This window comes from Lentilactobacillus kribbianus (genome assembly GCF_013184075.1).
GTDB classification, from domain to species: Bacteria; Bacillota; Bacilli; order Lactobacillales; family Lactobacillaceae; genus Lentilactobacillus; species Lentilactobacillus kribbianus.
On the sequence record NZ_JABEQQ010000002.1, the window covers coordinates 1 to 15,555 of the forward strand.

Sequence of the window (15,555 nt, forward strand, 5' to 3'; positions counted from 1 at the left end):
TGAATGACCTTTGTTTCCTTGCCGGCTTAGCTCAGTTGGTAGAGCATCGGTATCGTAAACCGAGGGTCACAGGTTCAAGTCCTGCAGCCGGCACTATTAAAGAGATTAGACATAATGTCTAATCTCTTTTTTTGCTATTAATTTACTGTTAATATGATAATTAATAAACGTAATTATATATACCAATTTAATATAATCAGTGACATTTTAAAATTGGTATATATTAATTAAACTGTTTTAAATGCATTAAATAGGCTTTTTTGTAATATAATTAACTTGTGGTATATCAAATAAAGTGTTACTATACATCTAATGAAAAGATTAGATGTTAATAAAGGAGAACCTATAAAATGAAAAAAGTATTATTAGTATGTGAAGCCGGTATTTCCAGTGATTTTTTAGCTAAATCAGCTAAACTGTTTGTTGAACACTATCATGCACCAATTAACTATGTAACCACTGATTTTAGTGATGCTAGTACATATGACAAAAATGATCTTGACTTAATCTTAGTAGCTCCACAAGCTCAATATCATGAAGAAGTGGATGAACTAATGAGTAAAAATGTGCCAGTAAGTAAAATTCCTGATGATGTATATGGTTGGGCTAATGGTGAAAAACTAGTTAAATTCACTATGAATGAACTTTCACTTCCAATGTCACAAGTTGTATAAATCATGAATGAAGCTGAATTAAATCAAATTTCGATGACCATGATTGCTAAAGCCGGTCATGCTAAGAACATTATTAACGAAATTCTCATTGATTTAGAGAATCATCGTTTAACAGAAGCTAAACTATCTGAAAAATTAGCAGAGGCGCATCAGGAGCTTACTATGGCTCATAAGGAACAAAATAAAGTAATTGCTCTTAGTGATCGGATAACTTATTCATTACTATTCACCCATGCTCAAGATACGCTGATGAATACAGAAGAGTTGTTATTTATCACTAAGCATTTGGTTAAGTTGATTCCTAAGTGAGATCAAAACCAAGTTAAATTAGAATATTTAACATTAGAAATGAGAGAAAAATTTGAATTTCTCTCATTTTTTATTGTATTTAAAGTTTTATAAGTTTATAATACTAAATATGATTTACTTCGAAATTCAGAAGTAGGCTAAAAACCACTTTCGAATAACCTACGGGGAATTTGAATTTAACATGGAGGTATTAATTTGCAAGATAAGACGACAGCACGTTTAGATATGGAAAAACGGCAAGATGCATCATTCTTCGGACAACCTCGAGGATTATCCACACTGTTCTTTACAGAAATGTGGGAACGGTTCAGTTACTACGGCATGCGTGCCATTCTGTTGTACTACATGTACTTCAGTGTTTCAAAGGGTGGTTTAGGATTTTCACAAACCGACGCAGCCTCTGTTATGGCCATTTATGGTTCCTTAGTTTATTTATCATCTGTTATCGGTGGTTACTTAAGTGATCGCTTGTGGGGAAGTCGTAAAACTGTCTTTTATGGCGGGGTCTTGATTATGTTTGGTCATATTGTTTTGGCTTTACCAATGGGATCTGTAGCACTGTTCTCATCAATCGCTTTAATTGTTTTAGGTACTGGGTTGTTAAAACCTAACGTTTCTGAAATGGTTGGGGGATTATATACCGAAACTGATGACCGACGCGATTCTGGTTTTACTATTTTCGTTTTCGGGATTAACTTAGGTTCCTTCGTAGCTCCATTGCTAGTTGGTTACGTTGGTCTTAACATTAACTTCCACTTAGGTTTCTCATTGGCCGCTGTAGGTATGTTCTTTGGTCTCTTGCAATACTATCTTGGTGGTAAAAAACACTTACCAAGTAATAGTTTGTTCCCGTCAGATCCATTAGAACCAGAAGATGCTAAGAAACTATCAATTTACGTTGGTAGCGGCATTGCAGTTTTTGCTCTTATCTTGGTTCTCTTGGCTATGATTGGTAAGCTAAATATTAACAGCATTATTTCACTCTTGAGTATCATTGCTGTGTTAACTCCAGTTGTTTACTTTATTGTGATTTTATCAAGTAAAAAAGTTACTAAAGTTGAACGTTCACGGGTTATGGCATACATTCCATTGTTTATTGCTGCAGCTATTTTCTGGGCAATCTCAGAACAAGGTTCAGTGGTTATGGCGTTGTTTGCTGAAAACCAAACTCAAAACAATTTGATGGGCTTTAATATTCCTGCTTCTTGGTATCAATCATTAAACCCATTGTTTATCATGATTTACACGCCAATCTTCGCAACCCTTTGGGCTAAGTTAGGAAAACGACAACCAAGTTCTCCTGCTAAATTCTCTACTGGGATGTTCTTTGCCGGAGCATCATACCTCTTCATGGTTATCCCAGTTTCATTATTTGGCGCTCACGCTAAAGTTAGTCCACTTTGGTTAGTTGGTAGTTGGGCCATCATTGAAATTGCGGAAATGTTGATTTCACCAATCGGCTTGTCAGTAACTACTAAGTTGGCACCAAAAGCCTTTGAATCTCAAATGATGAGTATGTGGTTCTTGGCTGATGCTGCTGGTCAAGCGGTTAACTCCCAAATTGTTCACTTCTACACTCCAGACAATGAAATCATGTACTTCAGTGTTATTGGGGCAGTTGCCATTATCGCCGGAATTATCTTAGCCTTAATGGTCAAACCAGTTAAGAAGTTAATGGAAGGCGTTAACTAAAATAATATTTGTTGAAAAGTGTTATCCTATGGGTAACGCTTTTTTTGTGGGGTGAAATTGATGAAAGTAGCTTTTTCTAGTGATATTCATTTAGATATTAATCATTTAGACGTGAATCAAGTGGTGTCACTACAAGCCAATTATTTAAAGCGCCAGGCGGTAGATTATTACTTTATTATTGGAGACAGCTTTAATGACTTTCAAAAAACATTAAATTACGTTCATTCACTTCAACAGGCCTTACCTAAGGTAATCATCAAATTTTTAGCCGGCAACCACGATATGTTCAACGGAATTAATTATGAAGACTTAGAAAATGAAGTAGATGCTAATTATTTTCATAATCAATTTGTGGATTTGCCCAAGACAAATTGGCGTATTATTGGTAATAATGGGTGGTATGATTACTCATACGCGGCACACTTACAACGAAGTGCTGATCGGTTTTACCATTGGAAACAAGCCTATTGGGCTGATCGTATAATTGAGCAACCAGAAAGCGATATAAGCCGATTTCAGCGTGCATTAACCCAAGTCAATACCAATTTACTCCAGGCCAAACAACACGGCCGAAAAACGGTTTTATTGACTCATTTTGTACCTAATCAACATTTCATTCACTATACGGCTGATGATCGTTTTTTTAATATGGCTAATGGAATGTTAGGCGGGATTGGCCTTGAACGATTAATTAATCAATACCATGTGCCGCTGGTGGTATTTGGTCACTTACATCGACGGTTTACTCCCATCACAATTAAAGATACTCGTTACTATAATGTGGCGGTAGGATATCATAATCGACGACATAATGAGTGGCAAAACCCTGATTTTATAAGGGAATGGCAACAGCAGACAAAAATAATTAATTTTTTTTAGAAAAACTATTGACGAATATCAATATATTTTGTATTATTATATTCGTTGGTTAAGAGATATCAGTTACCAGCAAACATCATGGAGGGGTAGCGAAGTCTGGCTAAACGCGACGGACTGTAAATCCGTTCCTTCGGGTTCAGTGGTTCGAATCCACTCCTCTCCATCTTATTATTGGGCTATAGCCAAGCGGTAAGGCAACGGGTTTTGATCCCGTCATGCGCTGGTTCGATCCCAGCTAGCCCAACTAAATAAAAAGATGCTAATTTCGATTAGCATCTTTTTTTTATTTTCTAAATCTTTTAGACGATAAATTGGTATAATGGAATTTATAAGAACCAATAGAATTATTTAATTAATTGTAGGATACGGAGGAATGACCATGAAAATAGGATTTGTCGGAGTAGGGGCGATGGCCAAAGCCATTATTCAAGGACTCTTAAAGGCTCAAATTGGACCAGCCAGCGATATATTGGTCCATAGTGCTCATCAGGCCAATTATGAACCGTATGCGCAAAAATATGGCTTAACTCCAATCGCCAGTAATCAGGAATTAGTCAGTCAAAGTGATTTGGTGGTTTTAGCAGTGGTGCCGCAGCAATTAGAAGCAGTAATGAAAGAAATTGCTGACAGTTTAACTACTAAAAAAGCGTTAATTTCGATTGTTTCCGGTGTATCCTTACAACGGTTGGAAGAGTTATCTAGCTATGATCAACCGATTTTAAGAACTTTACCTAATATTAATGCTGAATATGGTCAAGGCATGACAGCGGTGGTAGCTAATTCTAATTTGAATGGTAGCTTACTGAGTCAGGCTAAAACTGTCTTTACTGCTACAGGAACTATTATTGATTTACCAGAAGAACAATTTCCTGTTTTCTCGGCCATTTCTGGCAGTGCGGTGGCCTATATTGATTACTTTATAGATGTTTTGAGCCGAGCGGGTGTTAAGTATGGTTTGAACAAGCAGATAGCCACTCAAATTGCTGCTCAAACCACTTTAGGATCGGCTAATTCTTTAATTGAGTCGAAAGATACGCCGGCTAATTTAATTGATCAGGTATGTTCACCTGGTGGAGATACCATTGCCGGGTTACTAGCTATGGAGCAAAATGGGTTACTAAATGCGGTGATTAAAGGAATTGATGCCACAATTGAAAAATCAACCGGAAATAATAAAACCATTTGAAACTTTGGTATAGACCGGATATACTAAGAGGTGTACTTCCATATTAAAATGGAAAAATTTTAGGAGGGTCTTCCAATGAGTATTGTGTTAAAGCACGTAAAAATCTATACCGGTGATCGAGTAATTAATGATGGCTACATTCGTTTCAGTGAAAAGGTTGAAGCCGTTGATCCAATGAGTGAATATGTTGCACTTCCTGATGATGAGATTCATTATCTACGTGATAAAGTGGTTACTCCAGGATTTATCGATGTCCACACCCACGGTGGTTACGGCTTTGATACTATGGATGGTAACCCAGATGAAATTGATCAAATGGTTAATTCAATGGCTAAAGAAGGAGTCACCAGTGTTTTTCCTACCACAATGACCCAATCAGTAGCCAATATTGATAAATCGATGCAAGCTATTAATGAAGTAGCTCAACATAATCGATTGATTCAAGGTATTCATTTGGAAGGACCATTTATTGCAGCAATGTTTAAAGGGGCTCAACCAGAAGAATATATTCAAGATCCAAATGTTGATCTATTAGCTAACTGGGATGAATTATCGGGAGATCGAGTACGATTAATTACCTACGCACCTGAAGATCCAGGGGCTAAAGAATTTGAAGCTTGGTGTCTAGCTCACAATGTGGTACCTTCTGTGGGACATAGTAACGCTACTAGAGAGCAATTATTAGATAGTAAAGCTAGTCATGCTACTCATCTCTACAATGCACAACGTGAATTTAAGCACAGGGAACCAGGCGTAACTGGGCACGTGATGTTAGAAGATAATATTTATGCCGAATTAATCTGTGATGGTTTCCACATTGTTCCAGATATGATTAAATTAGCTTATGAACAAAAAGGGCCTAAGAAAATCGAATTAGTAACGGACTCCATGCGAGCTAAGGGCATGCCCGAAGGAATTAGTGAACTTGGTGGTCAAAAAGTGATTGTTAAAGATAAGCAGGCGCGCTTAGAATCTGGTAATTTAGCCGGTTCGGTACTCCGTTTTGATGACGCTTTTAGAAATATCATGGATTTCACGGGCTGCAGTATGGAAGAAGCCGTTTGGATGAGTTCTACCAACCAAGCTACTGAGTTTAACTTGGTGGATAAAGGGCAGCTAGAAGTTGGCTTTGATGCTGATTTAAATATTTTTGATAATCAAATGCAAATTGTAGATACTTATAGTTATGGAAAGTCGGTTAACGACTAATTTAAAGGAGTGAGCGTTTTGGGATTGCCAATTTATATTCAAATTCATAATGAAATTAGACGAGATATTGAAGCCGGAAAATGGCAAGTTGGTGATCGAATTCCGTCGGAACGTGAGTTATCTTTAAACTTTGGGGTGAGTCGAATGACTTTACGACAAGCGATTCAAACCTTAGTGGATGAAGGTATTTTGGAACGACGGGTTGGCTCAGGAACTTATGTAGCTAATCAAAAAGTTCAAGAAAAAATGACCGGGGTAACTAGTTTTACCGACTTAATGTTGGCTTCGGGTAAGAAACCATCTAGCAAAACCATTTCATATCATACGATGGAACCGTCACTGAGTGAAATGGAACGGTTAAAGTTAGATCAAGACGAACCAGTTTTGCGAATGGAACGAATTCGTTATGGGGATGATATTCCGATTTGTTTTGAAGTGGCAACGGTCCCAGAAAAAATTGTTACGGGGTTAGAAAAAACCGAAGTAACAAGCTCGCTATATCATGCACTAGAACAAAAAAAGAATCTGCAACCAGGACGAGCCGAACAGACCGTTTCAGCAATGTTAGCTTCGGAAAGAATTGCAGAATTTTTAGATATCAAACGAGGCGAGGCTATTTTGCGACTTCGCCAAACTACTTACTTACAAGATGGCCGACCATTTGAATACGTTCGGACCCAATATGTAGGTGATCGATTTGAATTTTTCCTTGAAAAAGGCTAATAAAAAAGCTTCCTCATTGAGGGAGCTTTTTTATTTATGTTGTTGGCGCTCATGTATAACAGCAAGCAAGTATTGAGGCAATACCATTAACCGGCCAAAACGACTGGGTTCTTTAACTGCCCGATAAAGCCATTCTAGATGTAATTGTTGCCAAAGTTTAGGGGCCCGTTTAACGGTTCCGGTTAAAACATCAAAGGAGCCACCTAAGCCAATCCAAACAGCGTTAGTAACGTGACGATACTTGGCGATAAAGGTTTCTTGTTTAGGATAACCAGTGGCCACAAAAACCATATCTGGACTAGTATTTTGAATATCAGCGACAATTGGTTGCTCATCGTCAAAATAACCGTCTTGAACACCGGCCACTCGCAAATTAGGATATTTTTCACGGAGTACTTGTTTTAATTTTTGACTGACCTCTGGCTTAGCTCCAATAAAATAAGCTGATTTATGATTTTGATGGCCCCAAGCTAGTAACTCGGTAAAAATATCATAACCAGTAACTCGTTGGGGCAAAGGAGTACCTAAAATTTTGGCCCCAATAATAATACCAATGCCATCAGCAACAATAGCATCAGCAGAACGAATGGTTTCTAAATATTGAGGGTGTTTTTTAGCATACATAACAATTTCTGGATTAGCAGTTACCACAAACTCATTACGATGTTCGTTGATATCTTTATGTAATTTGGTGGTAAAATTATGAAGGGTAGTTTTAGTAAATGAAACCCCAAGGATTGAAACGGTATTAGCTTTCATAGGAATTTCCTTTCAATTTATTGCTCTAAAGCTAGTATTTTCATTTTTGAAAATGTTAGAATGAACATTAATCATATAAGTTGGCAAGGAGGGTTCTTGAAATCATGCCTGAGAATGAAAATTTAACGTTACATACTGATGCGTATGAAATCAATATGATGGATACGTACTTTGAACAAGGAATTTGGCAACGTCACGCGGTCTTTGAAGCGTATTTTCGCAAACTACCATTTGGTAATGGCTACGCGGTCTTTGCTGGCTTAGAACATATTATTGATTATATTAAAAATTTGCACTTCACTGAAGATGATATCAATTATTTAGCGTCGGTGTCAGATTATTCACCAGCTTTTTTGGAATATTTAAGAAACTTTGAATTTAAAGGCACTATTCGCTCGGCATTAGAGGGGGACTTGGTGTTTAACAATGAACCTATCTTACAGGTTGAAGGTAACATTGCCGAATGTCAATTGGTAGAAACTGCTATCCTTAATATTTTAAACTATCAAACATTGGTAGCAACTAAAGCAGCGAGAATTCGTAATGTTGCCGGCGACGATCCGTTACTTGAATTTGGTAGTCGACGAGCTCAAGAAACGGCAGCGGCTATTTGGGGAACTCGGGCTACCATTATTGGTGGCTTTGACGCTACTTCTAATGTTTTAGCTGGTAAAAAATTTGGTATTCCTATTAGTGGAACCCATGCGCATTCCATGGTGGAAGCCTATGGTAACGACTATGATGCCTTTAAGGCGTATGCCCTTACCCATCACGATTGTGTTTTTTTAGTTGATAACTACGATACTTTACAAAGTGGGGTTCCTAGTGCCATTAGAGTGGCCGATGAATTTGGGGATAAAATTAATTTCCAAGGAGTGCGTATTGATTCGGGTGATATGGCCTACATTTCTAAACGGGTACGAGAAATGTTAGATGAAGCCGGATATCCGGATGCTAAAATTTATGCCTCTAATGATTTAGATGAAAAAACTATTAGTAGTTTGAAGATGCAAGGCGCTAAAGTAGATATCTGGGGTGTGGGAACAAAAGTTATTACGGCTTTTGATCAACCAGCATTGGGAGCTGTTTATAAAATGGTTTCCGTAGAAAATGAAAACGGTCAAATGGAAGATACTATTAAGATTTCTAGTAATGCCGAAAAAATTTCGACACCAGGTAAAAAACAAACTTGGCGAATTACTAATACTTTGGATGGTAAAAGTGAGGGGGATTACGTCGCTTTAGCTGATGAAGATCCGCGTGAAGAAGATAGTTTGTACATGTTTAATCCGCGCTATCCATATCTTAATCGAACATTGGTACACTTTAATGCTCGACCAGTAATGCAAACCATTTTTGAAAATGGTGAGTTAGTTTACACTATTCCTAGCCTACAAGATGTGGCCCAATATGCGAAAGCTAATCGACAGTCATTATGGCCAGAATACAAACGGGAATTAAATCCTCAAGTCTATCCAGTAGATTTATCTAAAAAATGTTGGGATAACAAGCATGCGATTATTAATAAAACTCATGAATACATCAAATCGTTAAAGTTTAACCACGACACAAAAGAGGGATAAAAGTGCGAGCAAAACAGGCCGAAATCATAGCAGCTTTAAAAGTAAAACCAGAAATTGATCAACAAACTGAAATTCGTCGAACCATAAATTTCTTAAAGGATTATCTAACGACAACGGGCTTAGAAACATATGTCCTCGGTATTTCCGGCGGGCAAGATTCCACCTTGGCCGGCAAATTAGCGGAAATGGCAGTTACCGAGTTGCGACAAGAAACGCAAAATGACAAATATCAGTTTATTGCCGTCCGCTTACCATATGGAGTGCAAGCCGATGAATCTGATGCGCTAGCTGCGATTCAATTTATGCAGGCCGATCAAACCGTTCGAGTGGATATCAAAGCGGCTACTGATGCTACAGTATCCGCGCTGGAAGCGAATGGTTTAATAGTTAGTGACTTCAATAAGGGCAATATTAAAGCGCGACAACGAATGATTGCGCAATATGGCATTGCCGGCGAAAAAAAAGGTGCGGTAATTGGAACAGATCATGCGGCTGAATCGGTAACGGGTTTTTACACCAAATTTGGGGATGGTGCGGCTGATATAACCCCACTTTGGCGGCTTGATAAGCGGCAAGGTCGACAAATACTGGCTGCTTTAAAGGCCCCCCAATCTTTGTATGAAAAAGTTCCCACCGCTGACCTAGAAGATGAGCGGCCATCCTTACCTGATGAACAGGCTCTAGGGGTGACTTATGCAGAAATTGATGACTATCTAGAAGGCCGTGAAGTTTCCACTCATGCGGCCGAAGTGATTGAAGGATGGTATAGCCGCACCGAACATAAGCGGCATTTACCAGTAACTATTTTTGATACCTTTTGGCGTTGATCAAACGTGACAAAAATATAGTTAACAGTTATACTAATGATAATCAAAAGGGAGTAACCGGTGGCCACTTAGCCACGATTTATCTCGACAGCCAGAAATGTTATGTTTCCGGGAGATCTTAAACGGTGAGACTTATGAACCTATTTAGTTAGGTTTATAAGTCTCTTTTTTTAACCCCTAATAAATACAGGAGGAACCATTATGCCCAATTCTAAACAGTATTATCAGCAAGATAGCGACACCGTTTTAACAGAGCTGAATACCACTAGACAAGGTTTAACAACTGAAGCAGCTAAGCAGCGACTAGCACAAATGGGACCGAATCAATTAGTGGCGAAACGTAAATCGACATTGTTGGAAAAGTTTATTAGTCAATTTAAGGATCTAATGATTATTATTTTATTGGTGGCCGCTCTAGTTGCAGGGCTAGCTGGAGAACGCACCGATGCCATCATTATTTTATTGGTGGTGGTCTTAAATGCGGTGTTTGGTGTATTTCAGGAAGCAAAGGCGGAAAACGCCATTGATTCACTAAAACAAATGGCGTCACCAATGGCTACGGTCCTGCGGGATGGCAATGAAATCCAAATTAAAAGTACCAATATAGTACCAGGAGATATTGTCTTATTAGCGGCCGGGGATATCATGCCCGCCGATATGCGGTTGATTAGTACCAGTACCCTAAAGGTAGAAGAAGCCGCTTTAACCGGGGAATCGGTGCCGGTCATGAAGCAAACTGAAAAAATTACTGATCCTGATTTACCATTAGGGGATCGGACGGATATGGGATTTATGAATAGTAACGTCACTACTGGTCGTGGGGTGGGGGTCGTAGTTGGTACCGGGATGCAAACTGAAGTGGGGAAAATAGCCACTATGTTAGATGCGGCTAGTGAAACCACGACACCATTACAAGAAAATTTAAAACAGTTGGGTAAGATCCTAACGGTTTTAATATTAATTATTGCGGTGATTGTTTTTGGCATTGGCATGTGGCGCGGCCAAGAATCCCTGATTGATATGATTTTAACCGCTATTTCGTTAGCAGTAGCAGCCATTCCTGAAGGCCTACCGGCAATTGTTACTATTACCTTGGCGTTGGGTACTCAACAAATGGCTAAGCAAAAAGCGCTGATTCGTAAATTACCCGCAGTTGAAACACTTGGTAGTACTGATATTATTGCTTCAGATAAAACGGGAACGTTAACACAAAATAAAATGACGGTCGAAAAATTATTTGTAAATCAACAGTTAGAAGATCAAATTGAACAACTAGCAGTTCCAGAAGTGGTTCGATCTATCATGATTTTAAATAATGACGGCAAAATGGTGGACGACAAACTAGTTGGTGATCCTACTGAAACGGCTTTACAACAGTACTATTTAGAGCAAGGTGTCGACGTTGTTACCATTTTAAAGGATTATCCACGTGTGGCTGAGTTACCATTTGATTCAGAACGTAAATTAATGACGACCTTTAATAAAACACCAGCCGGCGATATTCTGGTTACAATGAAAGGGGCCCCGGATCAATTACTACAGCGAGTTAATCGCATTGAAATAAATGGACAGGTTCGAGCCATTACCGCTGAAGATCGACAAGAAATCATGACGGCTAATCATGAAATGGCGGCCCAAGCCTTACGGGTCTTAGCCTTAGCTTATCGAAAAGTTAATGAATTGCCATCACCTGCAGCATTAACAGCTGACCAGCAGGAACAAGAGCTCATTTTTGTAGGTTTAATCGGAATGATTGATCCAGAAAGACCAGAAGCGGCTCAAGCTGTGGCCGACGCTAAGGCTGCTGGTATTAAGCCGATTATGATTACGGGTGATCATAGTGATACCGCTAGTGCAATTGCATTGCGGTTGGGAATATTGGCTGACAGTGATGACCAAAATCAAGTGATTACTGGATCAGAATTGGACCAACAAACGGACAAGCAATTTGACCAAAATGTAACCAAATATTCAGTTTATGCTAGAGTGGCTCCAGAACATAAAGTGCGGATTGTAAATGCTTGGCAAAAACAAGGAAAAGTAGTTGCGATGACGGGAGATGGGGTTAATGATGCCCCGGCTCTAAAAGCTGCTGATATTGGTATTGGGATGGGAATTACCGGGACTGAGGTATCCAAGGAAGCCAGTGACATGGTTTTAGCCGATGATAACTTTGCTACTATTGTGAAGGCGGTTCAAGCGGGACGAAAAGTATTTGCTAATATCCAAAAAGCGTTACAATATTTACTGTCAGCTAATTTGGGAGAAGTATTAACCTTGTTTGTAATGACTTTTATGGGGTGGCAAATTTTAGCGCCAGTACAAATTTTGTGGATTAACCTCGTAACCGATACTTTTCCAGCCATTGCTTTGGGAGTAGAACCAGCTGAAAAAGGGTTGATGGATCGTCAACCTCGTGGTCGGCAGTCTAACTTCTTATCTGGTGGGGTCATGTCAAACATCATCTATCAGGGTATTTTAGAAGGCCTCATTACGTTGGGAGTTTATGCGATTGCCATCACTTTTCCAGTGCATACCAGCGCGGAACTAGCCCATGCGGACGCCTTAACGATGGCGTATGCAACGCTGGGATTGCTGCAGTTATTTCATGCATTTAATTCCAAAACTATTCACCAATCTATCTTTACCAATGGATTATTTAAGAACAAATTCTTTAACTGGGCGACTTTAATTTCAGCAATTCTATTAATTGCTACAATTGCGGTGCCTGGTTTTAATCAACTATTTCATGTGACTGAACTTACCGCTTTTCAATGGTTAATTGTTGTATTAGGTGGTATCCTAATGGTATTGATTGTTGAGACGGTTAAGTTCATTCAACGACGAGGATTTCATTTAGACTAAGGAGAAGATTATGAAACAAGCAAACGTGCAAGTATATACTGGGGTGTTATCACAAGTCATTGATTCCACTTCTAAAAATGGTTCCGATTTAAATGATGACTTTGAATTGGTACGTAACGCTATTGATAATGATAAAGTGGCAGAAATTGGTAGTGAAAAACTATTAGCCATTAAACAACATTTTCAATCAGGAACCGACGTTTACCAAAATAACTTACAAAAACTCGAAGCAGTGGCAACGCCAGTAAAGTTAATTGGTCGGCAAAAACAAATGATTAGTGCCTATCGTTCATATGCTCAAGCTTGCCAAATTATGACTAACAGCATTTTGCCAGATGAAAACACAATTGACGTTGACGCTTTTAACCAATCAGAAAAAGATCAAGAAGCTGCGATCGCTAAAGTATCTGATTACACTACCAGAATTATGAATATGCTCTAAAAGCTAGTACAATTAATATCAGCTATCGAAATGGTAGTTGATATTTTTTTGTGATACTAATGATTCAATACAAAAATATGAGGTGAAATCGTGGAAGAAACCAGTTTAGCAGCAGCAATTCACCAGCAGTTACCAGAAATTAAGGTAACGCAAATCAAAGCAACTTTAACGATGTTAACTGAAGGCGATACGGTACCATTTATTGCGCGTTATCGTAAAGAACGCACCCAAAACTTAGATGAAGTTCAAATTAGAGCGATTGAAGCTACCGCCAAGCAGGTAGAGCAATTAGATAAGAAAAAGAATGATGTATTAAAAAAGATTGACGAGCAAGGGGCCTTGACCCCCAAATTGGCTAGTGCGATTAAAGCGGCTCAAAAAATTCAACAAGTCGATAATTTATACTTACCATACAAACAAAAGCGCCGGACGAAGGCAACTATTGCCAAGGAGTTGGGTTTAACACCAATTGCTCAAGCCGTTTTTGCTTTTGCTCCTAACTTAAATGCTCAAATTGAAGCCATGATCGGTTCCAAAGAAGAGTTGGCTAATCGTGAAGCCGTTTTAGCTGGCGTTCATGAAATTATTGCTGAAACCATTGGTGACCATGCCCAATTTCGTGATTGGATTTTAACTGCGACTAAGAACAAAGGTCGAATAGTGACTAATACCAAACGAGGGGGTAAGGATAAAGATCCTGAAGGTAAATATGAGCAATATTATGAATTTGATCAAGCTATTAAACAGCTACCCACTTTTCGTACTTTAGCAATTAATCGGGGTGAAAAAGCGGGAGTTTTATCAGTTAAGATCGAAACGGATCAAACCGAAATTTTGAATTATTTGCACTTTAAATTGGTGGGTAAACATCAAGGCTTGGCTGCTGATCTCTTAACTGATGCGGCCGTAGATGCATACAAGCGGTTTATTGGTCCAGCGACCGAACGAGAAATTCGAGCGGAACTTACTGAAGTAGCTGATGAGCATGCTATTAACGTTTTCGGTAGCAATTTGTATCATTTATTAATGCAAGCACCGATGAAGGGACGGGTAGTATTAGGTTTTGATCCCGCTTATCGAACGGGCTGTAAGTTAGCGGTTTTAGATGCTAATGGTAAGTTTTTAGCTAAAAAAGTCATTTATCCTCATAAGCCAGCCAGTGAATCTAAAAGAAAAGCTGCTGAGGGTGAATTAATTGATTTAATAGAGCAGTATCAAGTCGAAATGATTGTAATTGGTAACGGAACGGCTAGTCGCGAATCGGAGCAATTTGTTGCCACCATTATTAAAAAAATGCAACGGCCAGTTTATTACGTAATTACTAACGAAGCTGGGGCGTCCGTTTATTCAGCTAGTCAAGTGGCTAGAGATGAGTTTCCCGATTTTAATGTTGAAGAACGCTCAGCGGTCAGCATTGGTCGTCGGGTGCAAGATCCATTAGCTGAATTGGTAAAAATAGATCCGCAAGCTATCGGAGTGGGACAATATCAACATGATGTATCCCAAAAGAATTTGGCTACTAAGTTGGATCAAGTGGTAGAAACGGCGGTTAACCAAGTGGGGGTCAATGTTAATACGGCCAGTGCTGAATTATTAGAACATATTGCTGGTCTGACTAAAACCACCGCTAATAACATTGTTCAATTCAGAAATGAAAATGGTCCCTTTAATAATCGACAACAGCTTAAGTCAGTTCCTCGATTGGGACCGAAAGCTTTTGAACAGTCCGTGGGCTTTTTGCGCATTATTGGTGGTAACAATCCACTAGATAATACTGATATCCATCCAGAAAGTTATTCAGTGGCTGAAAAAGTATTAAAAAAACTAGGGGTAGACATAGATAAGTTGGGTAGCCAAGAATTAGCACAACGATTGAATCAACTTAACTTATCACAGACTAGTCAAGCCTTAGCCATTGGTGAACCCACGTTAATTGACATTTTAAATGGTATGAAAACACCTGGTCGTGACCTACGAGATACCATGCCAGCACCATTATTGCGGCAAGATGTGTTGAAAATGAGTGATTTAGTTCCAGGAATGAAATTACAAGGAGCCGTTAGAAACGTCGTTGATTTCGGTATTTTTGTCGATGTTGGTGTTAAGCAAGACGGATTAGTTCATATTTCTAAAATGAGTGATCATTATGTTGATTCACCGGCTAAAATTGCCGCAGTGGGCGACATTGTTACGGTTTGGATTGATGCAGTGGATACTAATCGGAATCGTATTCAACTGACTATGATAGATCCAACAATTGGAAAGGAATAGCTCCCCAAAAAATTCTATCGAATCGGATGGGATTATATCAAAGGCTGACATTGATTTGTCAGTCTTTTTTTATTTGCAATAATCTATTTAAATTTGATAAAACTCGATGAAATTGTGGTACATTTTGTGGTACAAA

13 protein-coding genes and 3 tRNA genes are annotated in these 15,555 nt (G+C 38.8%); 15 read left to right on the forward strand and 1 reads right to left on the reverse strand.

Annotation, left to right across the window (positions count from 1 at the left end):
• Positions 1-20 precede the first annotated feature (20 nt).
• From HII32_RS04590 to HII32_RS04635, 10 genes are all read left to right on the forward strand, one after another.
• A tRNA-Thr gene (locus HII32_RS04590) sits at positions 21-93 on the forward strand.
• 257 nt (positions 94-350) lie between these two features.
• A complete protein-coding gene (locus tag HII32_RS04595) occupies positions 351-674 on the forward strand; it encodes a PTS sugar transporter subunit IIB (RefSeq protein WP_172188819.1) in 324 nt (107 codons plus the stop codon).
• A gap of 3 nt (positions 675-677) precedes the next feature.
• Positions 678-983, forward strand: a complete 306-nt coding sequence (locus HII32_RS04600) for a PTS sugar transporter subunit IIA (RefSeq protein WP_172188821.1) — start codon at positions 678-680, stop codon at positions 981-983.
• A gap of 225 nt (positions 984-1,208) precedes the next feature.
• Complete coding sequence (locus HII32_RS04605) at positions 1,209-2,675, forward strand: peptide MFS transporter (protein WP_172189994.1); 1,467 nt, start codon at positions 1,209-1,211, stop codon at positions 2,673-2,675.
• 60 nt (positions 2,676-2,735) lie between these two features.
• Positions 2,736-3,554: a metallophosphoesterase gene (locus HII32_RS04610; RefSeq protein WP_172188823.1), complete on the forward strand. Its 819-nt coding sequence runs from the start codon at positions 2,736-2,738 to the stop codon at positions 3,552-3,554.
• Between the two features lie 80 nt (positions 3,555-3,634).
• Positions 3,635-3,717, forward strand: a tRNA-Tyr gene (locus HII32_RS04615).
• Between the two features lie 9 nt (positions 3,718-3,726).
• Positions 3,727-3,798: transfer RNA gene (locus HII32_RS04620), tRNA-Gln, on the forward strand.
• Positions 3,799-3,933: 135 nt separating this feature from the next.
• Positions 3,934-4,740 carry a pyrroline-5-carboxylate reductase gene (proC, locus tag HII32_RS04625; protein WP_172188825.1) on the forward strand — a complete coding sequence of 269 codons (807 nt, stop codon included), beginning with the start codon at positions 3,934-3,936 and terminating at the stop codon, positions 4,738-4,740.
• A gap of 75 nt (positions 4,741-4,815) precedes the next feature.
• Positions 4,816-5,949, forward strand: coding sequence for an N-acetylglucosamine-6-phosphate deacetylase (nagA, locus tag HII32_RS04630; RefSeq protein ID WP_172188827.1), 1,134 nt, complete (start codon positions 4,816-4,818; stop codon positions 5,947-5,949).
• Positions 5,950-5,967: 18 nt separating this feature from the next.
• Complete coding sequence (locus HII32_RS04635; protein WP_172188829.1) at positions 5,968-6,672, forward strand: GntR family transcriptional regulator; 705 nt, start codon at positions 5,968-5,970, stop codon at positions 6,670-6,672.
• Between the two features lie 30 nt (positions 6,673-6,702).
• Here HII32_RS04635 and HII32_RS04640 read toward each other — a convergent pair whose 3' ends face one another.
• The gene (locus HII32_RS04640; RefSeq protein ID WP_172188831.1) at positions 6,703-7,431 is read right to left on the reverse strand and encodes a WecB/TagA/CpsF family glycosyltransferase; all 729 of its coding nucleotides are present in this window, start codon (positions 7,429-7,431) and stop codon (positions 6,703-6,705) included.
• Between the two features lie 104 nt (positions 7,432-7,535).
• On the opposite strand from HII32_RS04640, the gene HII32_RS04645 reads away from it, so the two are divergent.
• The 5 genes from HII32_RS04645 to HII32_RS04665 all read left to right on the forward strand — a co-directional run bounded on the left by HII32_RS04645 (position 7,536) and on the right by HII32_RS04665 (position 15,419).
• Positions 7,536-9,014 (forward strand): nicotinate phosphoribosyltransferase, encoded by a 1,479-nt coding sequence (locus tag HII32_RS04645; RefSeq protein WP_172188833.1) that lies wholly within the window; start codon positions 7,536-7,538, stop codon positions 9,012-9,014.
• A gap of 2 nt (positions 9,015-9,016) precedes the next feature.
• Positions 9,017-9,841: an ammonia-dependent NAD(+) synthetase gene (gene nadE / locus HII32_RS04650; protein WP_172188835.1), complete on the forward strand. Its 825-nt coding sequence runs from the start codon at positions 9,017-9,019 to the stop codon at positions 9,839-9,841.
• Between the two features lie 201 nt (positions 9,842-10,042).
• Entirely contained in the window at positions 10,043-12,706 is a 2,664-nt protein-coding gene (locus HII32_RS04655) for a cation-translocating P-type ATPase (protein WP_172188837.1), read from the forward strand.
• A gap of 10 nt (positions 12,707-12,716) precedes the next feature.
• The gene (locus HII32_RS04660) at positions 12,717-13,148 is read left to right on the forward strand and encodes a hypothetical protein (RefSeq protein WP_172188839.1); all 432 of its coding nucleotides are present in this window, start codon (positions 12,717-12,719) and stop codon (positions 13,146-13,148) included.
• 90 nt (positions 13,149-13,238) lie between these two features.
• Positions 13,239-15,419, forward strand: a complete 2,181-nt coding sequence (locus HII32_RS04665; protein WP_343034661.1) for a Tex family protein — start codon at positions 13,239-13,241, stop codon at positions 15,417-15,419.
• The last annotated feature ends 136 nt before the right edge of the window (positions 15,420-15,555 follow it).

Coding starts and splice junctions, on each gene's coding strand:
- HII32_RS04610 (WP_172188823.1), top strand. CDS start 2,736: ATGAAAGTAGCTTTTTCTAGTGATATTCATTTAGATATTAATCATTTA.
- HII32_RS04600 (WP_172188821.1), top strand. CDS start 678: ATGAATGAAGCTGAATTAAATCAAATTTCGATGACCATGATTGCTAAA.
- HII32_RS04595 (WP_172188819.1), top strand. CDS start 351: ATGAAAAAAGTATTATTAGTATGTGAAGCCGGTATTTCCAGTGATTTT.
- HII32_RS04645 (WP_172188833.1), top strand. CDS start 7,536: ATGCCTGAGAATGAAAATTTAACGTTACATACTGATGCGTATGAAATC.
- HII32_RS04605 (WP_172189994.1), top strand. CDS start 1,209: ATGGAAAAACGGCAAGATGCATCATTCTTCGGACAACCTCGAGGATTA.
- HII32_RS04655 (WP_172188837.1), top strand. CDS start 10,043: ATGCCCAATTCTAAACAGTATTATCAGCAAGATAGCGACACCGTTTTA.
- proC (WP_172188825.1), top strand. CDS start 3,934: ATGAAAATAGGATTTGTCGGAGTAGGGGCGATGGCCAAAGCCATTATT.
- nagA (WP_172188827.1), top strand. CDS start 4,816: ATGAGTATTGTGTTAAAGCACGTAAAAATCTATACCGGTGATCGAGTA.
- HII32_RS04660 (WP_172188839.1), top strand. CDS start 12,717: ATGAAACAAGCAAACGTGCAAGTATATACTGGGGTGTTATCACAAGTC.
- HII32_RS04640 (WP_172188831.1), bottom strand. CDS start 7,431: ATGAAAGCTAATACCGTTTCAATCCTTGGGGTTTCATTTACTAAAACT.